A 25,137-nucleotide genomic window follows, 5' to 3' on the forward strand; every position below is an offset into this window, starting at 1 on the left:
GACCCCACGATGCAGCGCCCGCCGCGGGACGAGGGCTTCAGCCTCGTCGAGACGCTCACCGCCCTCGCCATCATGGGCGTGGTCATGACCGCGCTCACCACGTTCTTCGTGTCCACCACGAACACCATCAACAAGCAGCGCGGCCTGCAGATGGCGATCCGCCTGGCCAGCGACGGCATCGAGCTGGTCAAGTCGCTGCCGAGCACGTCGCTGGCGATCGGCCGCAGCAAGACCGACGCGCTCAAGCAGCTCGCCGGCACGCCGGCCGGCCTCGATCTGACCTCGATGGCCCCGGTCTTCGACCCGAAGCTGAAGAACCTCACGGACGTCAGCAGCGCCACCCCGGTGCTGAAGTTCTCCGAGGTGGTCCCGATCAACGACGCGGTCTTCACCCGGCGCTGGATCCTCGGCTCGTGCGCGATGAACCCGACCGTCCTCACCGGCGCGTCCTGCGTCCTGCCGACGCTGCTGAGCATCGCCAACCCGCTGCCGTACTACCGGGTCATCGTCGCCATCACCTGGCAGAACTCGCGGGCCTGCGCGGGCGGCGAGTGCTCGTACGTCACCGACACCCTCGTCGCCGCCAACACCACCGACCCGGTCTTCAACCCGAGCGCGACCGCCCCCAAGCCGCTGCCGGACAACCCCGGCAACCAGACCGGCGAGGTCGGCGTCCCGATCAGCCCGGTGACCCTGACCGCGAGCAGCTCGTACCAGCCGATCACGTGGTCGGGCGACCAGCTGCCGCCCGGCATCACGATCAGCGACGCGGGCGTCATCAGCGGCACCCCCACTGCCGCCGGTTTGTATGTGGTCACCGTGACCGTGAAGGACCAGATCAGTACCAACGACGCCTCGTTCAACTGGATCGTCGTCCCGCAACCGACGCTGCCGGTGCCGGACCAGACCTGGGACGCGGGCGCGGCGGTGTCGTACCAGGTGCCGGTCGTCGGCGGCACCGCCCCCTACACCTGGTCGGCGGCGACCGGGCTGCCCACCGGCCTGAATTTCAACGCCACTACCGGCGTCATCACCGGCAGCTCGTCGGTCGACGGTGCGGCCGCGGCGAGCCGGGTGACCGTCAACGTCACCGACAAGTTCGGGCAGACCGCGACGAAGACGTTCACCTGGAACACCAGGGTCGCGGTGCGGTACCCGAACTCGACCACGCCGATCGCGCTGGTCCAGGGCGACGCGTACACCGGCGACGTCCAGGCGTGGGGCGGAACCAAGCCCTACACGTTCTCGGTCACCAATATGCCGACCGGGCTGAGCATCTCCCCGGCCGGCCGGGTGACCGGCACGCTGACCAGCGGCACGCGGTACCTCGTGACGCTCACCGTGACGGACGCCAATCGCGTGAGCAACTCGACCCTCGTGCCGGTCAACGTCACCGTCAAAACCGGGCTGCGGGTCACCACGCCGAGCCTGACCGCGCCGGACAAGTCCAGCCCCAAGGGCACCCAGCTCACCTTCAACCCGGCGGCGACGGGTGGCACCGGCACGCTGGCCTGGACCGCGGCGGGCCTGCCGCCCGGCCTGACGCTGGCCGCCGGCACCGGCGCCATCACCGGCACCCCGAGCACACCCGGGACCTACACCGTCACGCTCACGGTCACCGACAGCGCCACCCCGACCAAGGCCACGTCGACCTTCGCCTTCACCTGGACCATCACATGAGCCTGGACCATCACATGAGCCTGCGCGAACGCATCCGGCGGGCGGTCCGGCCCGGCGACGACCGCGGCGTGACCCTCGCCGAGCTGGCCGTCACCACCGGGATCATGTCGGTGGTCATGGCCATCTTCACCACCGCGATCGTGCAGCTGTTCACGGCCGGGAACAAGAACGAGCTGGTCGCGCTGACCCAGGCCCAGCTCAACACCGCGTTCCTGCGCCTGGACCGGGAGCTGCGCTACGCGGCCGGCTTCAGCACGCCGCGCACGGACAGCGACGGCAATCAGTTCGTCGAGTACGTCAACACCGGTACGGCCGGCGGCACCCCGGAGTGCGCCCAGCTGGAGCTGTACAAGGCGACCGGGACCCTGCGCCGGCAGGTGTGGGCGCTGGACGGGTCGCCGACCAATGCCTGGGCCGTGCTGGCCAACAGCGTCGACACCGCGCAGAGCAGGCTGACGCTGCTCCAGCCGACCGAGAACACCACGTTCCAGCAGCTGCGGGTGGTGCTGGTGGTGGTCACCAACCCGGGCCGGGGCCAGACCACGGCCAACTCCGACGTGACGTTCACCGCGCTGAACAGCAAGTCCAGCACCGCCCCGAACACCATCTGCCCGAAGGCGAGGTCGTGATGCTGCGGAGGCTTCTGCGGGCCGTGCGGGGCCGCGGCGACGACGGTTCACTGCCGCTCGCGATGATGCTGACCCTCGTCGGTACCTCACTGTCGACCCTCATGGTGCCGATCCTCATCAACCAGCTGCGTGACACCGCCGAGACCGAGGGCCGCGCCAAGTCCGTCCACGCCGCGCAGGCCGGCATCGAGATCGCGATGGGGCGCATCCGGGCCGCGACCGTCACCCTCGCCAGCGTCACCGGCGACCCGTCGAAGCTCTGCCCGGCCGACTTCCGCGGCGACGTGGGCGGCGGGGTGCCCGGCAGCTACCGCGTCACGGTGCAGTTCCAGAACGACAAGCAGGAGGTGATGCCCTGCCCGCTGACGTCGGCCCCGGCCACCGCGGTGATCACCTCCACCGGGGCACCGACGGCGGCGCAGCTCGACAACACCGGGGTCGCGCGGAAGCTCACCGCCACCTACGTGTTCCGGACCACCAACGCCAACATCGAGGGCGGGCTGCTCAAGTTCCTCGGCGGGACGTACTGCCTCGACGCCGGTTCCGGTTCGCCGGCCGTCGGCACCAACGTCACCACCCAGCCGTGCACCAGCGGCAGCCCGCGGCAGACGTTCGCGTACACGAAAAATCTGACCCTGCAGCTGGTCTCCTCGAAGACCGCGGCCAACCCGCAGGGCATGTGCCTGGACTCGGGGGTGAACCCGGTGTCGGGCGTGCTGCTGACATTCCAGGTGTGCGGGACGCCGGTGATCCCCTACAACCAGCGCTGGAACCTCGACGACAGCTCCCGCTTCCAGAGCACCAAGTCCGACGGCAGCAACCTCGGCGGGCTGTGCTTCCACGCCAAGTCGGCCAGCACGGCCGGCGCGTTCGTGGAGGTGACCACCTGCGGCACCGCCGACAACACCCGGGTCTTCGCGCCCGAGGCCTCGGTCGGCGCGGGTGCCGCCGGGCCGCCCGCCCAGCTGGTCAACTTCAAGCAGTTCGGCCGGTGCATCGACGTCACCAACTTCAACGTGACGCTCGGCTACATCATCGTGTGGCCGTGCAAGCAGGCGCCGAACCAGAGCAGCGTCGGCTGGAACCAGCGGTGGGTCATCCCGGACACCGGCACTGGGCTCGGCAGCATCAAGGGCCAGATCAAGACCAATGACACCTCGATCACGAAGGGGTACGTCTGCCTGACGACCGCCGATCCGGCCCCCGCCGACGCGCACTTCGTGACCGCGAAGGCGTGCCCGGCCCTGACCGACGACACGGCGCTGTGGACGGTGTCGTACCAGGAGACGACGTACGGGGCGAGCTACGTCATCAAGGACTACAAGGGCAACTGCCTGAGCCCGACCAACCTCGACGACCCCAAGCTGCCGACGACCGACGTCTTCAAGGGCAGTACGACGGTCAGCAAGCTCACCGTGGCCGCGTGCGACGGCTCCAAGCTGCAGAAGTGGAACGCGCCCGCGAACATCGAGGACCCGACGCCCCTGAAGAACATCGGGGAAAAGTAGGGGCTCCGTGGGGGCATCGTCCGGATGGCATGTCTCCCGGTCCGGACGAGGCTCTACAGGCATGAGCATCACGGTGGGGGCGCCGCGGGGCGAGGTGTCGCTCGGGCGGCAGGCGGGGATCGGGCTCGGCGCGGCGGTGGCGTACCTGACCGTGCGCGGCGCCGTCAGCGCGATGGACGGCCGGGCCCAGGCCAACGCCGACGCGGTCGCGGGCTTCGAGCGCACGCTGGGGTTGCGGGAGTTCGTCGCCACGAACCAGGTCCTCGCGGGCGCGGCCGAGTGGCTGTACACGTGGGGGCACTGGCTCGCCGCGGCCGCGCTGCTCGTCTGGCTGGCCCGGCGGCACCCGGCGCTGTACTACCGGGCCCGCGACACCATGCTGCTGACCGCGGGCGTCGCGCTGTTCGCGTTCGTCGTCTACCCGGTCGCGCCGCCGGACCAGGGCGGTGGGCTCGCCTCGCTGCCGTCGCTGGACGCCGGGTGGGACGTGGTGCTGGGCCTCGCCGTCGCGGCGGCGGCCCGGCCGGTGTGGCTGCGGGTGGCCGGGGCCGGGCTGGCCGCGCTCATGGCCTGGTCCGTGGTGCTGACCGGGCACCACTATCCGCTCGACGTGCTCGCCGGGGCCGCGCTGGCCGGGGCGGCCTGGCTGGTCGTGCTGGTCCGGCGGCGACCGAAGGCGCTGCGGGGGTACGCCGGATGGGACGGACTGGACCTGCACAAAACCGACAACGCGGCGTAGCGGTCGCGACTACCCTGTGCGCATGGATCACCTCAGCACGGAGTACACGGGCTTCCCCGCCGATGTGATCCCGCTGCAGTACCAGGCGCTGCTGCTGACCGACGAGCGGCGCATGAAGGCCTTCGCCGACGCGATCGAGCGGGCGGTCCGGCCGGGGATGCACGTGCTCGATCTCGGCGCGGGCACCGGCGTGCTGAGCTACTTCGCCGCACGCGCGGGCGCGGTGGTCACCGCCATCGAGCGCGAGCCGCGGGTGTTCGCCACCGCCCGCGCGGCGCTGCGGTCCGCGGTCGGCGACGCGGTGCGCATCGTGCACGCCGACGCCCGCGACTACCTCCCGGAGGAGCCGGTCGACCTGGTGCTGTGCGAGATGCTGCACGTCGGGCTGCTGCGGGAGCGCCAGGTCGAGGTGATGGGCGCGTTCAAGCGGCGGTACCTGCACCACGTCGGCGGCCCGCTCCCCCGGTTCCTGCCCGAGGCGTGCGTGCAGGCGGTGCAGCCGGTCGAGCAGGACTTCACGTACATGGGGTACACCGTGCCCGCGCCGGTGTTCCAGCTGCCGGAGAGCCGCCAGCCGCGCACCGTCGAGGCCGCCCCGCCGCAGGTGTTCCAGCAGTTCTTCTGGACCGAGCCGCTGCCGGCCCGGTGCGCGGCCGACCTGACGTTCGTGGCCGAGCGGCCGGCGGTGGTCAACGCGGTCCGGCTGATCACCAAGAACCTGCTGACGTTGACGTACGAGCCGTCGGGCAGCGTCGACTGGACGATGAACTATCTCGTCGTGCCGGTGAGCGAGCCCGTGGAGGTGCTCACCGGCGACGAGGTGCGGGTCCGGTTCGCCTACGCGCCCGGCGACGAGATCCCGGCGCTGACCGACGACCTGCGCGTCTCGGTGCCGGCCCACGCGCGCTGAGCGCCGGTCGCGATCAGGAACAGCGCGGCGGCGTAGGTCGACATCACCACGAGGTCCCGGCCGGGGAAGTCGAGCCCGGCCGCCCCGACCCCGATGAGCAGGTCGGAGACGAGGAACACGGCGCCGCCGATCCCGATGCGCACGGAGACGCCGGTCGCCGCGCACGCCATAGCTACCAGGGCGAGGCTGTACCCGAGGATGGGCCCCCGCAGCGCGCCCAGCTGACCCCAGAGCGCGGCGTTGACCCCGACCCACAGCACCGCGTAGCCGGCGATGGCGAGCGCCCGGGGCCGGCCGTGCTTGAGGAACGCGACGAGCAGGGCGATCTGCGTGCCGAGGAACGCGACCATCCCCGGGATCAGCTGACCGGGGATGAGCAGCACGATGTCGCCGACGGTCGCGAACACGAGGGCGAGCGTGACGGGTCCGGGGCGCATGAGGTACCAGATGAGGATCGGGGCCATCAAGGGCTTGGCGATCCACTGCAGGATGTGCGCGTCGGTCGCGACCCCGGCCAGCTCGACGGCGACGGCGAGCCAGAAGAGCTTGAGTTTCATGCGGCGGGCTGCCAGCCGGGGCGGCCGAACACGAACCGGAGCCGGTCGCGCAGCCGGGTGGCGGTGCGCACGTCGTGCCAGATCGCCGCGTACTCGTGGGTCGCCACGCGCAGCGGGTTGTAGGTGCCGATGTTCTTCGTCAGCCCGTAGCGCACCCGGGCGCGCTCCGGCTCGAACGAGCCGAACAGCCGGTCCCAGACGATGAGGATGCCGCCGTAGTTGCGGTCCAGGTACTCCTGGTTCGCGCCATGGTGGACCCGGTGGTGCGACGGCGTGTTGAAGAACCACTCGATCGGCGCCCACATCCGGTTCACCCGCTCGCTGTGCAGGAAGAACTGGTACGCGAGGCTGATCGACTGCTGCAGGAACACCATCCACGGCGGGATCCCGAGCAGCGGCAGGAACAGCCAGAACGGCGTCGAGGTCATCGGCGTCCAGCTCTGCCGCAGGGCCGTGCTCAGGTTGAAGAACACCGACGAGTGGTGCACGACGTGCCCGGCCCAGAACACGCGGACCTCGTGGTGGAGGCGGTGGAACCAGTAGTACGCGAAATCGTCCGCGAAGAAGAGCACCACCCACGTCCACGGGCTGTGCGGATCCATCTTCAAGGGCGTCAGCACGTAGAGCCCGGCGAACGCGACGGCGACGACGATCTTCCACGGCACGCCGATGATCTGGCTGCCCAGCCCCATCGACAGACTCGTGGCGGTGTCACGGACCTCGTAGCCGCGTTCCTCGTCATCGGGCAGGAACCGGTACGAGACCGCCTCCATGATGATGAGCAGCAGAAACGCCGGCACGGCGTAGAGAACGGCGGGAATCATACGGCGGCTCCGGGGGTGTTGACGGGGGCGTTGAGGAGCGTCTTCGCCTGGGCCTCCGCGGCGGCGAAGTCCCCGGCGTCGATGAAGGCCCCGAGCCGGCGGTGCCCGGGGATGTCGAGCAGCTCGGCGGTCCGGTGCGCGGCGGGCACCCGCCCGACGGCGAGCGCCCCACCGACGAGGCTGTTGAACGCGAGCAGGTACGCGGTGTTGCCGCTGCCGAGCAGGACGGCCCGCCAGAGCGCGATGTTGGCGGCACCCATGCGCTCGAGGTCGGGGGCCTCGCTCGCATAGTGCTCGATCGCCTCGTTGACGGCGTCCTTCTCCGCCGCGGTACCGCGTTGCGCGCACAGCCGCGCAGCGTCGGCGCCGAGGCAGGCCCGCATCTCCAGGACGTCCCGGACCAGGTTCTCCACCGGGAGGCGATCCTGGGCGCCGGCGGCCATGGCCAGGTCCAGGCCGGCGTGCTCGCGCCAGTCGAGAACCTTCGTGGCGCCGCCCTGCGCGACCCGGACCAGGCCCAGTTGCTGGAGCCTTCTCAGAGCTTCGCGCACCGCGTGACGGTTGACCTCGAAGACGGCGGCGAGTTCGCGCTCGGACGGCAGGCTCGCCTCGGGCGCGTAGTCACCGGCCAGGATGGCGTCCCGGACCTGGGCGAAGACGTGATCGGAGACTGAGCTACGGCTGGCGGGCACGAACTCCATGCCGCGCAGTCTGCCACCCATCAACTGGTTGGACCAGTGGGAATTGTGCCAATGCATATGGCAGCCAAACAATCACGGTGACGCCCGCAGACCGGCACGGCAGGTCGGCCGACTTGGTCTGGCTGGTACGCTCACCTCGGTCCGCACCAATGCCGGGAGCCTCCTTGACCACGCCGTTCCTGATTCCCGAGCGCCTCGTCGAGCAGCTTCAGGACGGCAGATGCGTTCTCGTCCTGGGTGCCGGAGCAGCCCGTGCCCTCGGCACGCCGACTTGGCGCGAAGTGATTGCCAATTTGGCATCGACGGAAATTCGGCCCGAGTTCCGAGCCGAGTCGATACAGGCGATGAATGGCGATGAAGTCGAACTCATCGCCGAAATCATGATCGCGGAGCTGGGCTCAAAGAAGATTTCTATGGCCATCCGTGACCAGCTCAAACTACAACGCGCCCTTCGGATACCGGCATGGATTCGGCACCTGGCGGGTCTGCCCTTTGCGTCTGTGATATCGCTAAACTGGGACGAGTCCTTCGAGCGACTTCTTGAGTCCCGGCCTGTCGAGGTATTGGTGCCAGGACGAGACCTTCCGGACCGTCTCGACGATGGTGCGGCTTTGCGCGTCCTCAAGCCACTTGGCACATCACGGATCACGACGTCACTCGTGTTGTCGCTGTCGGAGTACAACCGACGATATGGTGTTGCTTCCGACTTCGGACGTTTACTGGGTTCCACATTGGCAGCAAATACCGTGCTGTTTGTCGGCGTGCATCCGCGAACTATCAACGACCTACTCTCCGGCGCCGGAGTCGACGCGGGGATAGATCAACATCCGGATTTTGCTGTTCTCGACGACAACTCCACCCTCGAGGCACGCCTGATCCGATCGAGGCATAATGTCCGACAGTTATCTGCACCTTCGCTCGAACAATTCGTTCCCGCGCTCGCCGAACAGATCACCGCTCAGCCACGCCATCGCGCCGCTCGCATCGATTATCCAGTCCGCGAGATGCGGCTTAAAAACATAGGCCCATTTCAACGGCTCACGCTCCGATTCGCCACCGACTGGACCGTACTGCTCGGCGGAAACGGCGCCGGCAAAACCACCGCCCTCCGGGCATTGGCATTCGCATTGTGCGGCGCATCTGTGTTGCCAGGCGAGGCCGATCTTTTGTTGATGGCCAACCACAAGTTTGGCTCCATCGAGGTGACAGTCGGTGAAACGAAATATGTGACAGAATTGCAGCGCGAACGCAATGGCGTCCGCGTGAAGACCAGCATCCCGACGCCAGTGGAAACGGGCGAGATGCTGGCGTTGGGGTTCCCTGCGTTCCGAGGATTGTCCCGGAAGGCGCCCTCCGGCCCTCGCGATGATCGCGTCATCGGCGTGGGTCACCCATCGGATCTTGAGCCGCTCCGCATCGGCGCAGTTGACGATCGCTTCGATGCGTTGCAGCAGTGGCTTATCAATCTGGCCGTGGTCCGTGATGCCGCCGACCTATTTGGAGATGCCGAACGGGCCGCCAAACAGCTCGACGCGGTTTTTTCACTGTGGGAGCGCCTCCTGCCAGGGACACGCCTACGGTATGCCGGACTGGATAGCGGCCGATGGGAAGTGAATGCTCGTCTGAACAATACGACAGTTCCGTTACGCACCTTTAGCCAAGGCTCGCTGTCGACGGTGTCGTGGGTCGGCACGCTGGTACGACGACTCGCCGACCGATACGGCGGCGAGCATGAGGAACTTGCTACCATGCCCGCGCTCGTAATCATTGACGAACTCGATGCCCACTTGCATCCAGAGTGGCAGCGTCTCATCGTTCCGCGGCTACGCGAGGTTCTACCAAACTTGCAGGTCATCGCGACCACCCACTCACCGCTGATCGTCGGCTCGCTCTCTGCCGGCGAGGTGCTGACGCTGCATCGGTCGTCGACAGGTAACGGACATGCCCGAGAGGCCGAGCAGTTTCGTGGCTGGCGTGTCGACCAAATTCTTACCAGCGCGGCGTTTGGGCTCGATACAAGTCGTGACGCCGAGACCGAACGCGATCTGGACGAATACCAGACTACTCTCGGTGAACAGTCTGTTGATCAAGCGTTGGTAGAGCGGGTCGCAAGCTTGCCACGATCTGGCGAGACCGAACTCGAACGGGAGGCCGCGGAACTCGTCGACGCGGGTCTACGGCAGCAGCTAGTCGAACTACCCGATGATCGACGCATCGAGCTAGTTCGACAAGCCACCGACTACTTGCGTCGGCTACGCGACGGCGAGGGCTGATGCGGCGAGTAGCCTTCAAGCCGGAGGCACTGACCGGTCCGGAAGCCGCCTGGTTCGCAAGCTGGAAAAGCCGCTCGCGGCGCGCGTCCGACAAGCTCAAAGCCGCTGTGGCCGCGGACGAGGAACCGCAATTTCGGCAAGCGGTGTGGGCCGACCTAAAAAAATGGCTGCTGGAGCACGTCTTCCACGGAAAATGCGCGTACTGCGAAGGCCGAATGCTCGCTCAGTCCTACGGAGCCGCGGAGCATTACCGACCAAAGAGTCGCGTCACGAGCCCGATCGGCCGCGAGGCGGGCTATGCATGGCTAGCGTACGACTGGCGCAACATCATTCCGGCCTGCGATCAATGCAATAGCGGTGACGGAAAGCAGGACCAGTTCCCGATCGCGGGGCGACGGGTACACGCGGCAGATGAACTTGTCGACCCCGACGATATCGCCGAACTGAACGCGGTCGAGGAGCCGCTCCTGCTTCATCCCTATACTGACCATCCGGAAGAGCACCTCATATTCGGGCATGCCGGTGCGGTCGGTCCACGCAACGCCAGCCCGAAGGGGCGCGAAACCATATCGGTGTGCCGTTTGGACCGTGCGGCTCTTATGGACGAGCGGGCCCGCGTCCAAGAGCAGGTCCGCAGCCAGGTCGCGCTTGCTTTCTTGGACGCAGGCCGGGGCGAGCGATCTCTCACCGAGGCACTGGATAGGGTCCGAAAACAGTACTCCGATGAGTACGCCGAGTATTCCGTCGCGTGCCGACAAGCATTGTTGGATGCGGTAAAGGCTCTGGCCGAACAGGCCACCCGGTATGTTGACCCTTAGCTGAGCGCTACCAAACGCTAGCCTCATTCGTCCTCGCCCGGCCTCTAGCCGCATTGCAGGACGAACATTTCGGCCTTCGGCGCAATGCTTAGAGGCGCCGTGGCGCCTCTGGCCGGTCACATCCAGCAAAACGGCCTGGCGGTGCGGCCCGCAGCGAGTGGCGCGCCAAAAACGGCGATGCCCGCGACGCTTACGCTCGGAGGTCACATCCTGCTCATGACCGGCGGAAGCCGGGTCGAGCTGCCGAAGAACGCGAGCATCAATCGCTTTCACGGAAGCGCACGAGCGGCTGGCAACCAAGGTGCAAACCACCGTAGGGGATGTGGCGAATTCAGCGAGGCACGGTCCTCGGCCGTCGGTCGGACCACGCGCGGTTTTGAGGGGGTGTGGGTGGAGCGAAGCTCCCCCACCTGCTCCTCGGAACCACAGCCTCAGTCGTTGGCGGTGAGCTCGTCGACGATCTTCTGGGCGGTCGTCGCGTGCTTGGCGTAGGCGCTGGCGAAGGCGCTGCGCTGGACGGCCTGGGCCGCGTTGGTGACGCTCATCTTTTCCCAGCCGCCGACCTTCTGCAGCTTGGTGTAGAACTTGGCCGAGGCGAAGGCCGGGTCCATGAGCTGCTCCGGCGTGCCCCAGATGCTCACCCGCTGCTGGAAGATGCCGACCGAGTCGTAGTTCGTGCCGGTGCCCTCGTGCGGGAGCTTCAGGGAGGCGGGGACCTTGGGGTTGGCCAGGTTCTTGAGGTACGTCTCCTGCAGCGCCGTCGCGATCGCCACCACCATGGCGCGCTCCGGCAGGTTCATCTGCTTGGCGACCTCGACCACGATGTAGGCGTTGTTGGTCTGGGCCTGGGTCAGGCCGGCGACCGGCTTCGGGACCAGGGGCTGGCCCGGCAGGGCGGCCTGCGCGGCGCCGCGCGCGGCGTTCGCGCGGGCGTGGGTCTCGTAGAACTTGGCGGTGTCGAAGCTGGTGTCGTCCGCGACGGGAGTCGGCTGCTCCGGGAACACGGCCCAGGACACACCGACACTGATCAACGAGGCGACGAGGCTGACCACGGCCAACAGCATCATTCTGCTCACGTGCAGACGACGTGCGGCCGCGCGCCTGCGCCGGGGGGTGGCGCCACGCACCGCGACAGCTTACGAACGTGGCGCCCGTACCGAAAGGTGGGATCTCGGCCTTTAGCAAAACCTAAGGAAGATTAAGAAGTCCCCGGCGCTTGAGGAGCGGCTCGATCAGCGGGTCACGGCCCCGGAACGCACGGTACACATCCATCGAGTCGGCGCTGCCGCCCCTGGCCAGGAGGCCGTCGCGGAAGGCGTCGCCGCTCTCGCGGTTCAGGCCGCCACGCTCGGTGAGCCAGTCGACGGTGTCGGCGTCGAGGACCTCGCTCCAGATGTACGAGTAGTAGCCCGCGCTGTACGCCGCCCCGCTGAAGATGTGGGCGAAGTAGGGCGTGCGGTACCGCGGCGGCACGAAGGGCGTGGCGACACCGGCGCGCTCCAGGGCCTCGGCCTCGAACGCCATGACGTCGGTGACCGCCTCGGCCTCCTCAACGGTCAGCGTGTGCCAGGCGAGGTCGAGCAGGGTCGCGGCGAGGTACTCCGTGGTCGCGAACCCCTTGTTGAACTGCTCGGCGGCCTGGAGGCGGTCGACCACCTCCTGCGGCAGGCGGTCACCGGTCTCGTGGTGGCGGGCGTAGTGCTCCAGCACCTGCGGCCAGAGCATCCACACCTCGTTGACCTGCGACGGGTACTCCACGAAGTCCCGCGGCACCCGCGTGCCCGCGAACTTCGGGTACTGCACCGCCGAGAACAGCGTGTGCAGGGCGTGCCCGAACTCGTGGAACAGGGTGCGCACCTCGTCGAGGGTGAGCAGCGTCGGCTCGCCGTCCGGGGCCCGGTTGATGTTCAGGTTGTTGCACACGACGGGCGAGGTGCCGAAGAGCCGCGACTGGGCCACGAGCGCGTTCGCCCACGCCCCGCCACGCTTGGACGCGCGGGTGAAGAAGTCACCGATGAACAGGCCGAGCGGCGCCCCGTCGTGGTCGAACACCTCGAAGACGCGCGCGTCCGGGTGGTACGCGTGCAGGTCGGGCCGCTCGGTGAAGTGCAGGCCGTACAGCTCGCCGGCGGCGAAGAAGACGCCGTCGTGCAGGACCCGCTCCAGCTCGAAGTACGGCCGCAGCTCACTCTCGTCGATGGCGTAGCGCTCGCGGCGCAGGCGCTCGGTGTAGTACGACCAGTCCCACGGCTGCAGCGTGAACTCGTCGCCGATGACGGCCTGCAGGTCGTCGGCCTCGGCGGACGCGTTGGCCATGGCCGGCGGGACGAGCTTGGCCAGCATCTCCTGCACGGCCGCGACCGAGCGCGCGGTGTTGTCGGAGATGTTGTACGCGGCGTGGTGCTCGTAACCCAGCAGCCGCGCCCGCTCGGCCCGCAGCCGCACGATGCGCAGCACCAGGCCGGTCGTGTCGTTGTCGCCGCCGGCACCCCGCCCGATGGAAGCGTTGTGCAGCCGCTCGCGCAACGCCCGGTCGTGCAGCGCGGCCAGCTGGGGCTGCGCGGTGGGCAGGATCAGATTCAGCGCGTACTGCCCGTCGAGCCCCCGATCCTTGCCCGCGACCGCCGCGGCGGCGACGGCGTCGGCGGACAGCCCGTCCAGGGCCGCCTCGTCCTCGACGATCACGGCGCGGGCCTTCATCTCGTCGCGCACCAGGTTGCCGTAGTCGGTGGCGAGCCCGGCCAGCTCGGCGTTGATGGCGCGCAGCCGCTCGTGCTGGGCCTCGGACAGCTCGGCCCCGGCCCGCACGAAGTCGGTGTGGTAGCGCTCCAGCAGCCAGGCCGGCTCGGGGTCCAGGCCGAGCTCGTCCCGCCGCTCGTAGAGCTCCTTGACCCGCGCGTACAGCCCGGCGTCGAGCATGATCGCGTCACTGTGCGCCGACAGCCGCGGTACCACATCCGCTTCTATGGCTTGCAGCTCTTCCGAGGTGTGCGCGCTGGTCAGCGTGAAGAACGCGGCGGACACGCGCTGGAGCACGCGTCCCGAGCGCTCCAGCGCGACCAGGGTGTTGTCGAGGGTCGGCGCGGCCGGTTCGGCCACGATCGCGGCGACCTCGGCACGCTGCTCCTGCATGCCCCGCTCGAAGGCCGGCAGATAGTGCTCGAGCTCGATCCGATCGAAGGGCGGCAGCTGGTACGGCAGCTCGCTGGTCGCGAAGAACGGGTTGTCCGTGGTCACCCACCGACTGTATCGACCTCCGCCCGCTAGGAGCGCACCCCTCGCTCAGGAGGTGCCGCGACAAGGGTCCCGGCCGCCAGGCCCCCCGCCCAGAAGGGGACCAGCCGCCCGGGTAGGACCAGGTGCGGTTTTGAGGGGGTGTGGGTGGAGCGAAGCTCCCCCACCGCTTTTCAGGACATTCGACGGTCCAACCCCGCCGCCAAGGCGCCCATACAGTGCTGAGACCTTCCAGTGCCCATCAGCCACAGGGGGTCTTCTGCCGTAAGACACAGAGGGTCTTCTGCCGTAAGACACAGCGCGGTCTTACTGCCGTAAGACAAAGTGGGGTCTTACTGCCGTAAAGACAAAGCGCCGCCTAGTCGACGATGGGGCCGGTGTAGCTCGCGCGCAGGCGGAGGCGGGTGGGGCTGGTGTACTCCTCGATCGCGTGGGCCAGCCAGCCCGCCGTCCGGGCGACGCCGAAGATCGCCTCCCCGGCCCCGCGGGGCATGCCGGCCAAGTGGGTGAGCAGGCCGAGGGCGAAGTCGACGTTCATCGGGGGCAGCGAGCGGTGGGCGGCCTCGCGCAGCAGGGCGTCGGCCACCGCCAGCCGGGGGTTGCCGGGCATCGTGCGGCGCAGGCGGTCCAGGAGGGCCTCGCCGCGCGCGTCGCCGCCCTTGTACACCGCGTGCCCGAAGCCGGAGATGCGCTCGCCCCGCCGGAGCCGCTCGCCGATCGCGTGGGCGGCGCGGTCCGGCTCGGCGATCTCGGCCAGCAGCGCCTCCACGCCGAGTGAGGCGCCGCCGTGCAGGGCGCCGCTGACCACGCCGAGGCCGGCGGTGACCACGGCGTAGGGGTCGGCCCGCACGGACGCGGCGACCCGGGCGGCCAGGGTGGAGGAGGCCAGCTCGTGGTCGGCCAGCAGCACCATGGCGAAGCGGAGCACGTCCTCCAGGCGGTCGTCGGCGCCGGCGAGTTTCCTCCACAGCCGGACGTGCAGGTCCGGTACGAGCGAGCGGCGCGGCCTGCGCGCGCCGAGGTCGGGCAGCGCGTCGACCATGCCGCCCAGGATCGCGGTGCCGGTCTGCTGCACGGCGGCCGGCTCGAGGTTGAGCCGGACCGGGTCGGCCGCGCCCATCGCGGCCACGACGACCTGCAGCCGTTCCAGCGGCAGCACGCCGGTGGGCAGGCCCCGCTGGGCGTCGCGGGCGGCGGCCAGACCTTCCGACCGCGCCGCGAACAGCGTGCGCTCGCCCGGCGCCACCTCCCCGGTCCACAGCCAGGCGGCGGCGTCCTCCAGGCGCCAGGTGGCGGCGAGCTCGATGGCGTCGCGGCCGCGGTAGTAGTGCCGGTCCTCGCCGAGCATCGTGATCGCCGACTCGATGACCAGGTCGGTGGTGCCGGCGCGGCGGCGCGGTCGTCCCCGGCGGGCGAGGGCCTCGATCTCGGCGCGGTCGAACACGCTGCGGCCGTCGGTCTTGCGGCGGGTCAGGACACCGCGGCTGACGTACGCGTAGAGCGTCGCCTGCTTGACCCCCAGCCGCTCGCACGCCTGCTCGACGTCCATCCACTCGCTCACTCGCCACTCCGAACCAGCCGCATCGAATCTGCCGCATCGAATCTGCACGTTGATTTTCGTCAACGTTGACACAAATCATGCAACAGCGTCAACCTTGACTCATGTCAACCCCAGTCAAGCCCCGAATCCACTTCCTCGACGTCACCAACCGCGACGGGGTGCAGACGGCCCGGACCGGGCTGTCGAAGTTCGGCAAGACGATGGTGAACTTCTACCTGGGCCGCCTCGGCGTCGCGCAGTCCGAGATCGGGTTCCCGTTCCTGTTCCACGAGGTGCCGTACGTCCGCGCGCAGACCGCCCTGGAGCAGGCCGGCGCGTTCGGCGCGCTGCGGCTGTCGGGCTGGTGCCGCGCGGTCGCGGCCGACGTCGAGCGCTCGGCCGGGCTCGGCCTGCGGCACTACAACCTGTCCATCTCGACGTCGGACCAGATGCTGCAGAACAAGTTCCGCGGCAAGCTCGACCGCGACGCGCTGATCCGGGAGATGACGGCGGCGGTGCGCGCGGCCAAGGACGCCGGCGCGGAGACGGTCGGGGTCAACGCCGAGGACGGCTCCCGCACCGACGAGAGCTTCCTGACCGAGTTCGCCCTCGCGGCCAAGGAGGCCGGCGCGGACCGGCTGCGCTACTGCGACACGATCGGCGGCGACACGCCCGGGCGCATCGGCGAGCGGTTCGCCAAGCTGGCCGGCGCCACCGGCATGCCGATCGAGACGCACTGCCACAACGACCTGGGCATGGCCGTGGCCAACTCGCTCGCGGGGGCGTTCGGCGACCTCGCCGCCGGGCAGGACGCCTGGATCAACACCTGCGTCAACGGCATCGGCGAGCGCTCCGGCAACGCCGACCTGGTCTCCTGCATCCTGGCGCTGCGCCACGGCTTCGGGGTGCCCGAAGGCGCGGAGATCGGCGACGAGCTGGACCTGACGTGGGCGCGGCGGTTCGCGGCCTGGGCGTCGTACGCGTTCGGCCAGCCGCTGCCCAACAACCAGCCCGGCGTGGGGCCGAACGCGTTCGCGCACGAGTCCGGCATCCACGCCGACGGGGCGCTGAAGGACCACCGCAACTACGAGCTGTACGACGAGGAGCTGCTCGGGCCGCACCCGTCCGACCGGCACGCGCGGGCGGGCCGCATCGTGCTGACCGGCGAGTACGGCGGGCTGGCGGGCTTCCGGCACGTCATGGACGACCTCGGCGTCGAGGTCACCGACGAGACGCGCACGTTCCAACTGGTGCAACTGGTCAACGCGAGCACGGGGCGGCCGCTGACCGACGACGAGCTGCGGCTGATCGCGGCCTACCCGCAGGAGCTTTCCCTGCTGTACCCCGGGCTGCTCTGACTACAGCATCGCGTGCTGGACGATCCAGCCGAGGCGCAGCGTCTCCTCGTAGGAGAACTCCAGCTCCATGATCTCGGTGAAGCGGCGGTCGACCTGCAGCGGCGTGAACCGGTGCACCGCGCACTCCATCCACACCGGGATGCGGGAGGCGGGGTTGGCCAGGACGGCGAGCTTGCCGCAGCGGCGGGCGTTTCCCATGCCGGACAAGCTATCCAGGCGCCCGGGCGGCACCCACCCGGACACCTGGGGCCGGGGCATACACCAAATGGTGTACGCCCCGGTGTCACCGCCGAGACGACGACCGGAGGACCGTGCGTCCCTAGCGTCGGACCCATGACGAACACGATGCAAGGACTGATGCAAGGACTTCTGCCGGGAGTACTGGTCGGGCTGGCGACCGCGCTGCTCGGCGTGCTGCTGACGCAACCGCACGCCAACGGGCTGATGGTGATCGGCCATGCGACGGTGGTCTCATGCAACCGCTGACCCGCACCGAGCGCGGATCGGTGACGGCCGCGTTCGGCGCCGTCACCGTCCTGGGCGTGCTCAGCATGGCCGCGGCCGGCGGCGCCGGGCTCGCCGACCCGGGGCCGCTCAGCCTGGCCTGGGCGCTGTTCGGGCTGCTGTGGCTGCAGCGGCGCTTCCCGCTCATCGGGCTCGGCCTCGGCATCGCGACGATCCTGGCGCTGCGCGTCTCGCACCTCACCGACACCGGCTGGCTGTGGCCGGCGACCCTGCTGTACGTGCAGGCCGCCCTGGTCCGCGGCGCGCCCGTCATCGTGTCGATCGCGGCCGTGCACGCGCTCGCCGCGTTCAACCTCGACTGGACCACGCTCGGTCACTCCGCGCGCGCGGCGGTGGCGAGCGTCGGCACGGACGCGCTGTGGTTGTGCGCGGCGATCGCGGTCACGCTGTCGTACCGCAACTGGCGCCGCTTCCAGGCCGAGTCCCTGCAGCGCCTGCGCACCGAGCTGGACGAGCAGCGCACGGCCGAACGGCTGCGGCTCGCGCGGGAGGTGCACGACGCCGTCGCGCACACGCTCACCGTGGTCGGCGTGCACGTGAACGTGGCCGCGGACGCGCTGGACAGCGATCCGGACGAGGCGCGGGCGGCGCTGCGGCTGGCCCAGGACATCCGCCGGCGGGCCATGACCGACCTGTCCGCGCTGGTGGGGGTGTTGCGCACCGGCGACGGGATCGCGCCGCCGGTGGCCGTGCCGCCGCTGGAGGACCTCGTGGCCGGCGTCCGCGCGACCGGGCTGGACGCCGCGCTGCACGTCGACGGGGATCCCGATGCGGTGCCTTTGCCGGTACTGCTGGTGGCCTCCGCCATCGTCCGCGAGGCCCTCACCAACGTGGTCAAGCACGCGCGGGCGGGACACGTGGCGGTGGAGGTCCACTATGGACCGTCCACTTCGGTGCGCGTGACCGACGACGGGCCAGGCGCCGCGGCCGGGCCGCCGGGACACGGGCTCACGGGGCTCGCCGAGCGGGTCGCGGCGCTCGGGGGCACATTCAGCGCGGGGGCGGGCGAGGGCGGCTTCGCGGTACACGCGAAAATTCCGGCATGACCGTGCGCGTGCTGCTCGCCGATGACCAGGCCCTGGTCCGCGCCGGATTCGGCAGTCTGCTGCGGCGCACCCGCGACATCACCGTCGTGGCCGAGGCCGGCACCGGTGACGAGGCGGTGCGCGCCGCGCGGGAGCACCGGCCCGACGTCGTATTGATGGACATCCGCATGCCGGGCCTGGACGGGATCGCCGCGACCAAGCGCATCTGCGGCGATCCCGCGCTCGCGGGGACGCGGGTCATCGTGCTCACCACCTTCGAGACGGACGAGTACGTGTTCGCCGCCCTGCGCGCGGGCGCCAGCGGCTTCCTGACCAAGGAGGTCGAGCCGGACGAGCTGCGCCGGGCGGTGCGCGTGGTCGCGGCCGGCGAGGCGCTGCTGTCGCCCAGCGTGACGGCGCGCGTGGTGACCGAGTTCGCCCGCCGTCCCCCGGGCGGCGGCGGGCGGAGCCTGGACTTCCTGACCGCCCGCGAGGTCGAGGTCGTCCGCCTGGTCGCCGGCGGACTGTCCAACGAGGAGATCGCGCGGGCGCTGTTCATCAGCCCGCTGACCGCGAAGACGCACGTCACCCGCGCGATCGCCAAGGCCGGCGTGCGCGACCGCGCGCAGCTGGTGATCTTGGCCTACGAGTCCGGTCTGGTTCGCCCGAACGACGCATGATAGTAACGTTCGGCCGATGCGTCACCGCCGTTCGGACGACTCACCGGATCGCGATCGCAACTCACCGTATCGAGCGACGCCGTCGGCCAATCCGTGACTTTCCGGAAACGCACAGTTCACTGGTTCAGCCTGACAGGACGCCGGGCACGGGTGATGATTTGCCGGTGACGAGCCAACTCCGCGTGATGTCGATCTATGAGGGCTTCTTCTCCGGGGGTGCCCGGGCCCTGCACACCACGGTCGTGGCCGGCCTGCACACCGCGGGGAGCCATCACCATTCGGTGCTGAGCATCTATGGCGCCATGCGCCGCGAGACCATCCTCCAGCGCATGGAGGACGACGCCAGCTATCGGTCACTGAGCGCGATCGGCGTCGACGTGCGCTCGCTCGGCCGGCGCATCGGGGGCGGCACCGCGGCCCGCAAGACGTTCAGCCAGTCGGAGATCGCGACGGCGTTCGCGCACGCCGAACGGGCCGACATCGTCCTGTCGCTCAAGGAGCAGCCGCTGCGGCTGGTCAACCTGCCGGGCTTCCCGCGCCGCCCGGTCGTCGTCTGCCTGCACCGCTCCGACCCGGAGAACCAGGGCGCCGCGCTCGCCGACTTCAAGACGGCGGTCGCCGACGGCCGCATCGCCGCCGCGATCTGCTGCGCGGAGTCGACCCGCGCGGCGTACGAGCGGGCGGGCATCCCCGCGCGGCTGCTCAAGGTCATTCCGAACGGCGTGGACCTGTCGCGCTTCCAGCCCGTGCCCGCGCGCCGGCGGGCCGCGCTGCGCCGCTCGCTCGGCGTGCCGGCCAAGGCCGAGGTGGTCACGCTCGCCGCCCGCTACGACCCGATGAAGAACGTGCCGCTGTTCCTGGCCTCGGCCCGGCGGTACCTCGAGCGCGAGCCCAACGGCCACGTGCTCATGTGCGGCGCCGGCATGACCACGGCCAACGCCGAGCTGTGCGGGCTGCTCAACGACCTGTTCGCCGACGAGCCGCGGTTCCTGTCCCGGCTGCACCTGCTGGGCATCCGCCGCGACATGGAGGCCGTGTACGCCGCCAGCGACGTCGTCGCGCTGACCTCCACCAGCGGCGAGGCGGCCCCGCTGTGCCTCATCGAGGGCGCGATGTGCGGCGCCGTGCCGGTCTCGACCGACATCGGCGACACCGCGATCATCGTCGCCGGGCACGGCCTGATCACCGGCCCCGACCCGGACGCCATCGCGGCGGGCTGGTCCGAGGCGGTCGACCGGCGCGCCGAGTTCACGCCGCGCCTGCTGGGCAGCCGCGAGCGGTTCAGCCACACCCGGATGATCGCCTCGTACGCGTCCGTCATCGACGCCGCCCGCCAGGACCTCGGCCTGCGGGTGGGATGACGCTCCGCAGGTCCCGGCGTACCGCGGGCCAGATCGTGGCCAGCAGCGCGAGGTACGCCGGGACCAGGACCCCGGTCGCGCTGAGCGCCCACCAGCCGTGCCCGAGCGGCCCGGCCGTCACCGCGGCGGCCAGGCCCGCGACGGCCAGGGCCACGAGCGCGCGCGATCCCTGCGCGAACAGGGCACCGACGGGCAGCCCGGTCGCGCGACGCAGCCACAGCAACCCGATCGGCCACGACAGCGCCGCCCCGGCCGCGAACCCGGCCGCGACCCCGAGCGGCCCGCCCACCGCGCCCACCACCATGCACACCACGAGCAACGGCCGCGTGACGAAGCACAGGCGCAGGTTCGCGCGCGCGTTGCCGGTGGCGAGCAACAGCCAGTCGCACACGTACGAGACGGTCTGGAACACCCCACCGACCGCCAGCCACCGGAACAGCGGCGCGCTCGGCGCCCACTGCGGCCCGAGCACCGTCGTGAACAGTGCCGGGGCCGCGACCGCGCCGCACGTGAACAGCGTCCCCGCGGCGAACCCGAGCGCCGCCTGCCCGCGCAGCGCGAACGCCGGCAACGCGCTCCCCCGCAGCCTGCTGAGCACCGGCAGCGCGACCCGCGCCAGCGGCTGGTTGAGCTGGTTCAAGGGCAACAGCAGGATTTGGTACGCCCGGTCGTACGCCCCCAGCGCCGGCGCCCCGAACCATCGCCCCACCACCACGGAGTCCGCGTTGCGCGCCACGCTCCCGAGCAGCGAGCTGAGCATCACCGGCACCCCGAACCGCAACAGCGGCCGCGCTTCGGCCACGCCCGCCCGCGACAGCCGCGGCCGGAACCCGGCCGCGCGCGCCAGCGCGAGCGCGACGGCGAGGGCGAAGAACAGCTGCTGCGCGACGAGCGCCCAGACGCCCGCCCCACGCCACGCCAGCAGCGCGGAGAGCCCGAGCGACCCCGCGACCGCGCCGAGCTCGATCCGCGCCAGCAGCCCGAAGCGCAGGGCCCGGGTCGCCTCGACGCGCAGCTGCACCGTGCACCCGCCGACCAGCACGACGAGCGCGAGGGCGCGCAGCACCGTCGCGAGCTGATCCTTCCCGAACGCGGCGGCGATGCTCGGGGCGCTCGCCCAGACGACCGCGTACAGCAGCCCGCCGAGCGCGGCGTTGCACCAGAACAGCGCGTCCCGCTGCTTCCGGCTGAGCTCCGGCGCCTGCACGGCGGCGTGGAACAGGCCGAGATCGCGCACCACCTCGGCGGTACCGACGACGACCCCCGCCATCGCGAGCAGCCCATAGTCGGCCGGAGCAACCAGCCGGGCGAGCAGCACGACCCCACCGGCCTGGAGGACCGCGCGCGCGATCTGCCCGCCGACGGTCGCGAGCGCACCCCGCGCGGCCGCACGCTCGAGTTCCTGCGTCTCGGCGGTCATCTAGTCGTAGAACGGCGCCGTGCGGTGCAGGGCCAGCTCGGCGAGCTGACGCGGGGACGCGTTCAGCCAGCCCAGCAGCGCGAACGCGGCCCGCCGGGCCGGCCGTTGCCCGGGGAACTTCAGCGCCACGTAGCGCTCGCGGGCCAGGAAGCGGCGCTGGGCGAGGGTGAGGCGGTCGCGGTACTTGTCGCGGTACAACGCCAGTCCGCTCGCCCGGTGCGGGCCGCGCGAGGAGAGGTGGCCGTGGCCGCGGCTGTGCTGGACGACGAGCCGCTCCGCGACGACCACGTGGTGCAGGCCCGCGTCCAGGGCGCGCACCAGCAGGTCGAGGTCGTTGTTCACGATGAGCGCCGGGTCGAACCCGCGCAGCGCGCGGAACGCCGCCGTCCGCACCACGAAGTTGCTGCCCGTCAGGCCGGGGTTGTGGTGCAGGCAGTCCGCGGCGCGCAGCCGGCGCGGGAGCGTGCAGCCGGGCCGGCGGTGCCCGCCGCGCTGGTACCACGTCCAGGCGGCGGCCAGGTCGCCGCCGGCCGCGAGGAGGCGCTCCAGGAACGTCGGCGCCCACTCGTCATCGTCGTCGAGGAAGGCCAGGTGGGACGTGTCGGCGTGGCGGGCGCCCCGGTTGCGGGAGGCGCCGGCGGTGTGCGAGGCGACGCGGACGTACCGCACGCCGAGCCGCCCCGCGACCGCCTCCGCGCTGCCGGTGTCGTCGACCACGACGATCGCGGCCGCCGGGAAGGTCTGGCGGCGCACGGACGCGACCGCGCGCTCCAGGTCCGCCGGCCGGTCGTGGGTGGGTACGACGACGGTGACATCAGGCATGCGACAGCCCCCGCCGGCGGGCCCCGAGGCGCCGCTCGCGCCGGCGTCGCACGAACCGCGCCGCGCGGTAGATCCGGGCGTACCAGCCCGGGGCGACGAGCATGAGCAGGACGCCGGCGGCGACGAGCCAGAGACCGTGGCGTACCGATGCGAAGAAGTCCTTGAAACGCAGGTCCCGGCGGACGATCTGGACGACCGCGGCGCCCGCCTCGGCCCGCGCCCGCGCGGCGGCGTCGACCACGGACAGGGCGCCCGCCCGCAGCCGGAAGTGCAGCAGCCCGGCCGCGGACGCGCACCCCGGCTCGGCCGCGAGCACGCCGCACGCTTCGAGCACCCCGGTGTAGAGATCGAGCACCCGCGGCGTGAAGTTGCCCGTGATGGAGGCGCGGCGCTGCAGATAGAAGTACGCCGGCCCGGCCACGAACGCGACCGCGCGCGCCCGGCGCATCAGCCGCGCACAGACCGCGACGTCCTCGTACAGCCGCCCGGGCGGAAACTCGATCCCGTCGAACAGCGAGCGGCGGATCAGCTTGTTCATCATGAACGCGCGGATGCGCTGGAACAGGAACTCCTCGACCGCCGCCGGCCCGTCCCACACGACGTCCCGGGTGCGCCGCATCATCGGCCGGTCGGCGGCCCCGTCCTCGTGCACGGGCACCATGTCGGCCACCACGATGTCCACGTCTTCCGTGGCCGCCCCGACGAACGCCTCGAGCAGGTCGGGGCTGACCCAGTCGTCGCTGTCGACGAACCAGACGAAGTCCCCGCCCGCCGCCGCCAGCCCCGTATTGCGCGCCACGGACAGCCCGAGATTGACCGGATGGCGCAGCACGCTGACCGGGAACGGCGCCTCGCGCAGCAACGCCGCCACCACCTCCATCGAGGCGTCGGTCGACGCGTCGTCCACCACGATGACCGCCACACTCACCCCATGCGGCACACGCAACGCGAGCAGCGCGGCGACGGCCCGCCCGACGTGCCGCTCGACGTTGTACACAGGCATCACGATCGACACCGCGACGGTCACGGCCGCACCTTCCCGTAAAGCTCGTAGTACGCCGCGACGGTCCGCCGGATGTCGAACGACGCCGCAATCCCCCGCGCGGCCGCGGACAGTGCGGCCCGCTCGGCCGGTCCGAACTCCGCCACGCGCATGAGCGCCGCGGCCAGGCTTCGTTCGTCCCGCGGCCTGGCCAGCAGCCCCGGATCCGCGCACAGCCGCGCGCAGTCCCCGACGTCGGTGGCCACGACGGGGACGCCGAGGGCGAGCGCTTCGAGCCCGGCCATGGGCAGCGCCTCGCCGTACGCGCTGGACAGCACCAACGCGTGCGCGCCCTCGAGCACCCGGGCCGGCTTCTCGACCGGCCCACACAGGTCGACTCGGTCTTCGAGCCCGAGCCGCGCGATCAGGCCGGTCAGCTCCCGGTTGCCCGGCGTGACCCCACTGCCACAACACCGCAGCTTGTACCGCGGGTGCCGCCGCAACAGCAGCGCGAACGCCCCGAACAACGTGGCGTGGTCCTTCATCGGATGCCACCGCGAGAGCGAAACGAACACCGGCTCCTCGCGCGGCCCAACGCGCACCGCCGCCGCGTCCTCGCGCGGCCGAACGCGCACCACCGCCGCGTCCTCGCGCGGCCCAACGCGCACCGCCGCGTCCTCGCGCGGCCGGACGCACACCACCGCCTTCTCCTCGGCTGCACGCACACCGCACCCCGCCGACGACACCGCGCCGTCCTCGGCGATGGAAGCGGCCGGCAGAGCGCCATCACGCGCGGAAGGATCGGGTGGTGTGACGCAGGTCGGTGCAACGGATTCGCGCGGGGAGGCGACGTCCCGGTCGACGGGAGCCGGCGGTAGCGCGACGCCGTTCTCGATGAGCAGCGTGCGGCGCGCCGGGTAGCCGGCGCCGGCCATGTAGACCCGGGCCTGCCGACTGCACGCGACGGAGTACGCGAATCGCCACGACAGCCGCGCCATCACCCGGGCAAGACCGCGCGAGCGCACGCGGTCGCCGGCGCCGAACCCGGTCGTGTGCACCGTGCTGACCCGCGCCACCCGCCCGGGCAGCAACGCAACGGCGAGGTCGGACTGCAACAGATGCGCGTGCACGACCTCAGCCCGATGGACGGCGACGGCGACCCGGACCCGCCGCAGCAGCCGGTCGAGCCGCCACGTCCCCGGATCGAGCCCGAGATGGTCGACCCGATCGGCAACCGCCGCCAGCCGGGCCGAGAGCACGCCGGGCGATCCGAGCACGACGACACCGGCGTACGTCCCGGCCGGCCGATGCGCGACGAGCGCCTCAACGAGCGTCTGCGCACCACCGGTATCGGCAACGTTCACCACATGGACGACGCGCATCGCGCTCACCACACCCCGGCCACGGCGCCAAAGTGGACAGTCGCGCCACGCAGACCCACCCGCACCCCGCCCACCGCACGCCCGCCAGCGCGGCCGAGTCGACAAGCCGCGCCGCGCGGGAGCACGTGCATTGCGACCACCGCGCACCGGCCAGCGTCGCGGACCCGAC

The 25,137-nt window shown here is 70.7% G+C and carries 23 protein-coding genes; 12 read left to right on the top strand and 11 right to left on the bottom strand.

Annotated elements, in window-relative coordinates; translation table 11 throughout:
• Positions 1-9 precede the first annotated feature (9 nt).
• The 5 genes from ACQP00_RS45440 (at position 10) to ACQP00_RS45460 (ending at position 5,466) form a co-directional block, all read left to right on the top strand.
• Positions 10-1,680: a putative Ig domain-containing protein gene (locus tag ACQP00_RS45440; RefSeq protein WP_433209588.1), complete on the top strand. Its 1,671-nt coding sequence runs from the start codon at positions 10-12 to the stop codon at positions 1,678-1,680.
• Positions 1,677-2,309 (top strand): hypothetical protein, encoded by a 633-nt coding sequence (locus tag ACQP00_RS45445; protein WP_433209591.1) that lies wholly within the window; start codon positions 1,677-1,679, stop codon positions 2,307-2,309. The genes ACQP00_RS45440 and ACQP00_RS45445 overlap by 4 nt, the downstream gene beginning before the upstream one ends.
• The gene (locus ACQP00_RS45450) at positions 2,309-3,817 is read left to right on the top strand and encodes an RICIN domain-containing protein (protein WP_433209594.1); all 1,509 of its coding nucleotides are present in this window, start codon (positions 2,309-2,311) and stop codon (positions 3,815-3,817) included. The genes ACQP00_RS45445 and ACQP00_RS45450 overlap by 1 nt, the downstream gene beginning before the upstream one ends.
• Before the next feature lie 61 nt (positions 3,818-3,878).
• Positions 3,879-4,556, top strand: coding sequence for a phosphatase PAP2 family protein (locus ACQP00_RS45455; RefSeq protein ID WP_433209597.1), 678 nt, complete (start codon positions 3,879-3,881; stop codon positions 4,554-4,556).
• 22 nt (positions 4,557-4,578) lie between these two features.
• The gene (locus ACQP00_RS45460) at positions 4,579-5,466 is read left to right on the top strand and encodes a methyltransferase domain-containing protein (RefSeq protein ID WP_433209600.1); all 888 of its coding nucleotides are present in this window, start codon (positions 4,579-4,581) and stop codon (positions 5,464-5,466) included.
• Here ACQP00_RS45460 and ACQP00_RS45465 read toward each other — a convergent pair.
• From ACQP00_RS45465 to ACQP00_RS45475, 3 genes are read right to left on the bottom strand one after another with little or no spacing between them, the layout of a single operon-like run.
• On the bottom strand, positions 5,394-6,023 hold the full coding sequence (locus ACQP00_RS45465) for a lysoplasmalogenase (RefSeq protein WP_433209603.1): 630 nt from the start codon (positions 6,021-6,023) through the stop codon (positions 5,394-5,396). The two genes, ACQP00_RS45460 and ACQP00_RS45465, sit on opposite strands and share 73 nt — an antisense overlap.
• On the bottom strand, positions 6,020-6,847 hold the full coding sequence (locus ACQP00_RS45470; RefSeq protein WP_433209606.1) for a sterol desaturase family protein: 828 nt from the start codon (positions 6,845-6,847) through the stop codon (positions 6,020-6,022). The genes ACQP00_RS45465 and ACQP00_RS45470 overlap by 4 nt, the downstream gene beginning before the upstream one ends.
• On the bottom strand, positions 6,844-7,548 hold the full coding sequence (locus tag ACQP00_RS45475) for a FadR/GntR family transcriptional regulator (protein WP_433209609.1): 705 nt from the start codon (positions 7,546-7,548) through the stop codon (positions 6,844-6,846). Before ACQP00_RS45475 ends, ACQP00_RS45470 begins: the two co-directional genes overlap by 4 nt.
• A gap of 164 nt (positions 7,549-7,712) precedes the next feature.
• On the opposite strand from ACQP00_RS45475, the gene ACQP00_RS45480 reads away from it, so the two are divergent.
• Positions 7,713-9,821: an AAA family ATPase gene (locus ACQP00_RS45480; RefSeq protein WP_433209612.1), complete on the top strand. Its 2,109-nt coding sequence runs from the start codon at positions 7,713-7,715 to the stop codon at positions 9,819-9,821.
• Entirely contained in the window at positions 9,821-10,639 is an 819-nt protein-coding gene (locus tag ACQP00_RS45485; protein ID WP_433209615.1) for a hypothetical protein, read from the top strand. The genes ACQP00_RS45480 and ACQP00_RS45485 overlap by 1 nt, the downstream gene beginning before the upstream one ends.
• A gap of 431 nt (positions 10,640-11,070) precedes the next feature.
• Here the strand turns inward: ACQP00_RS45485 and ACQP00_RS45490 are convergent, their stop codons facing one another.
• The 3 genes from ACQP00_RS45490 to ACQP00_RS45500 form a co-directional block, all read right to left on the bottom strand.
• A complete protein-coding gene (locus ACQP00_RS45490; RefSeq protein WP_433209618.1) occupies positions 11,071-11,715 on the bottom strand; it encodes a hypothetical protein in 645 nt (214 codons plus the stop codon).
• Positions 11,716-11,827: 112 nt separating this feature from the next.
• Positions 11,828-13,876 carry a M3 family metallopeptidase gene (locus ACQP00_RS45495; RefSeq protein ID WP_433209621.1) on the bottom strand — a complete coding sequence of 683 codons (2,049 nt, stop codon included), beginning with the start codon at positions 13,874-13,876 and terminating at the stop codon, positions 11,828-11,830.
• Between the two features lie 355 nt (positions 13,877-14,231).
• Positions 14,232-15,434 (bottom strand): citrate synthase, encoded by a 1,203-nt coding sequence (locus tag ACQP00_RS45500; RefSeq protein ID WP_433209624.1) that lies wholly within the window; start codon positions 15,432-15,434, stop codon positions 14,232-14,234.
• A gap of 101 nt (positions 15,435-15,535) precedes the next feature.
• Between ACQP00_RS45500 and ACQP00_RS45505 the strand changes: the two genes are divergently transcribed.
• Positions 15,536-16,771, top strand: coding sequence for a LeuA family protein (locus ACQP00_RS45505; RefSeq protein WP_433209626.1), 1,236 nt, complete (start codon positions 15,536-15,538; stop codon positions 16,769-16,771).
• Here the strand turns inward: ACQP00_RS45505 and ACQP00_RS45510 are convergent, their stop codons facing one another.
• Positions 16,772-16,969 carry a hypothetical protein gene (locus ACQP00_RS45510; RefSeq protein WP_433209628.1) on the bottom strand — a complete coding sequence of 66 codons (198 nt, stop codon included), beginning with the start codon at positions 16,967-16,969 and terminating at the stop codon, positions 16,772-16,774. It abuts the gene before it with no gap.
• A 135-nt stretch (positions 16,970-17,104) separates the two neighbouring features.
• Between ACQP00_RS45510 and ACQP00_RS45515 the strand changes: the two genes are divergently transcribed.
• The 4 genes from ACQP00_RS45515 to ACQP00_RS45530 all read left to right on the top strand — a co-directional run bounded on the left by ACQP00_RS45515 (position 17,105) and on the right by ACQP00_RS45530 (position 20,362).
• Positions 17,105-17,257, top strand: coding sequence for a hypothetical protein (locus ACQP00_RS45515; RefSeq protein WP_433209630.1), 153 nt, complete (start codon positions 17,105-17,107; stop codon positions 17,255-17,257).
• Positions 17,245-18,342, top strand: a complete 1,098-nt coding sequence (locus ACQP00_RS45520; RefSeq protein ID WP_433209632.1) for a sensor histidine kinase — start codon at positions 17,245-17,247, stop codon at positions 18,340-18,342. The genes ACQP00_RS45515 and ACQP00_RS45520 overlap by 13 nt, the downstream gene beginning before the upstream one ends.
• Complete coding sequence (locus tag ACQP00_RS45525) at positions 18,339-19,001, top strand: response regulator (protein ID WP_433209634.1); 663 nt, start codon at positions 18,339-18,341, stop codon at positions 18,999-19,001. The genes ACQP00_RS45520 and ACQP00_RS45525 overlap by 4 nt, the downstream gene beginning before the upstream one ends.
• 164 nt (positions 19,002-19,165) lie before the next feature.
• On the top strand, positions 19,166-20,362 hold the full coding sequence (locus ACQP00_RS45530; RefSeq protein WP_433209636.1) for a glycosyltransferase: 1,197 nt from the start codon (positions 19,166-19,168) through the stop codon (positions 20,360-20,362).
• On the opposite strand, the gene ACQP00_RS45535 is transcribed toward ACQP00_RS45530, so the two are convergent.
• Genes ACQP00_RS45535 through ACQP00_RS45550 form a run of 4 tightly spaced genes read right to left on the bottom strand, consistent with a single transcriptional unit; the run spans position 20,319 to position 24,968 of the window.
• Positions 20,319-21,782 carry a lipopolysaccharide biosynthesis protein gene (locus tag ACQP00_RS45535; protein ID WP_433209638.1) on the bottom strand — a complete coding sequence of 488 codons (1,464 nt, stop codon included), beginning with the start codon at positions 21,780-21,782 and terminating at the stop codon, positions 20,319-20,321. The two genes, ACQP00_RS45530 and ACQP00_RS45535, sit on opposite strands and share 44 nt — an antisense overlap.
• On the bottom strand, positions 21,783-22,604 hold the full coding sequence (locus ACQP00_RS45540; RefSeq protein ID WP_433209640.1) for a glycosyltransferase family 2 protein: 822 nt from the start codon (positions 22,602-22,604) through the stop codon (positions 21,783-21,785).
• Positions 22,597-23,631, bottom strand: a complete 1,035-nt coding sequence (locus ACQP00_RS45545) for a glycosyltransferase family 2 protein (RefSeq protein ID WP_433209642.1) — start codon at positions 23,629-23,631, stop codon at positions 22,597-22,599. Before ACQP00_RS45545 ends, ACQP00_RS45540 begins: the two co-directional genes overlap by 8 nt.
• Complete coding sequence (locus ACQP00_RS45550) at positions 23,628-24,968, bottom strand: glycosyltransferase (RefSeq protein WP_433209644.1); 1,341 nt, start codon at positions 24,966-24,968, stop codon at positions 23,628-23,630. The genes ACQP00_RS45545 and ACQP00_RS45550 overlap by 4 nt, the downstream gene beginning before the upstream one ends.
• Positions 24,969-25,137: the final 169 nt, after the last annotated feature.

This window comes from Dactylosporangium sp. CS-047395 (assembly GCF_050942185.1).
GTDB lineage: Bacteria > Actinomycetota > Actinomycetes > Mycobacteriales > Micromonosporaceae > Dactylosporangium.

Excerpts from the sequence above, each read along its gene's own strand:
- ACQP00_RS45505 (WP_433209626.1), top strand. The coding sequence starts at position 15,536 with ATGTCAACCCCAGTCAAGCCCCGAATCCACTTCCTCGACGTCACCAAC.
- ACQP00_RS45515 (WP_433209630.1), top strand. The coding sequence starts at position 17,105 with ATGACGAACACGATGCAAGGACTGATGCAAGGACTTCTGCCGGGAGTA.
- ACQP00_RS45440 (WP_433209588.1), top strand. The coding sequence starts at position 10 with ATGCAGCGCCCGCCGCGGGACGAGGGCTTCAGCCTCGTCGAGACGCTC.
- ACQP00_RS45550 (WP_433209644.1), bottom strand. The coding sequence starts at position 24,968 with ATGCGCGTCGTCCATGTGGTGAACGTTGCCGATACCGGTGGTGCGCAG.
- ACQP00_RS45525 (WP_433209634.1), top strand. The coding sequence starts at position 18,339 with ATGACCGTGCGCGTGCTGCTCGCCGATGACCAGGCCCTGGTCCGCGCC.
- ACQP00_RS45455 (WP_433209597.1), top strand. The coding sequence starts at position 3,879 with ATGAGCATCACGGTGGGGGCGCCGCGGGGCGAGGTGTCGCTCGGGCGG.
- ACQP00_RS45465 (WP_433209603.1), bottom strand. The coding sequence starts at position 6,023 with ATGAAACTCAAGCTCTTCTGGCTCGCCGTCGCCGTCGAGCTGGCCGGG.
- ACQP00_RS45535 (WP_433209638.1), bottom strand. The coding sequence starts at position 21,782 with ATGACCGCCGAGACGCAGGAACTCGAGCGTGCGGCCGCGCGGGGTGCG.
- ACQP00_RS45520 (WP_433209632.1), top strand. The coding sequence starts at position 17,245 with ATGCAACCGCTGACCCGCACCGAGCGCGGATCGGTGACGGCCGCGTTC.
- ACQP00_RS45460 (WP_433209600.1), top strand. The coding sequence starts at position 4,579 with ATGGATCACCTCAGCACGGAGTACACGGGCTTCCCCGCCGATGTGATC.
- ACQP00_RS45450 (WP_433209594.1), top strand. The coding sequence starts at position 2,309 with ATGCTGCGGAGGCTTCTGCGGGCCGTGCGGGGCCGCGGCGACGACGGT.
- ACQP00_RS45470 (WP_433209606.1), bottom strand. The coding sequence starts at position 6,847 with ATGATTCCCGCCGTTCTCTACGCCGTGCCGGCGTTTCTGCTGCTCATC.
- ACQP00_RS45475 (WP_433209609.1), bottom strand. The coding sequence starts at position 7,548 with ATGGAGTTCGTGCCCGCCAGCCGTAGCTCAGTCTCCGATCACGTCTTC.
- ACQP00_RS45445 (WP_433209591.1), top strand. The coding sequence starts at position 1,677 with ATGAGCCTGGACCATCACATGAGCCTGCGCGAACGCATCCGGCGGGCG.
- ACQP00_RS45540 (WP_433209640.1), bottom strand. The coding sequence starts at position 22,604 with ATGCCTGATGTCACCGTCGTCGTACCCACCCACGACCGGCCGGCGGAC.
- ACQP00_RS45510 (WP_433209628.1), bottom strand. The coding sequence starts at position 16,969 with ATGGGAAACGCCCGCCGCTGCGGCAAGCTCGCCGTCCTGGCCAACCCC.
- ACQP00_RS45485 (WP_433209615.1), top strand. The coding sequence starts at position 9,821 with ATGCGGCGAGTAGCCTTCAAGCCGGAGGCACTGACCGGTCCGGAAGCC.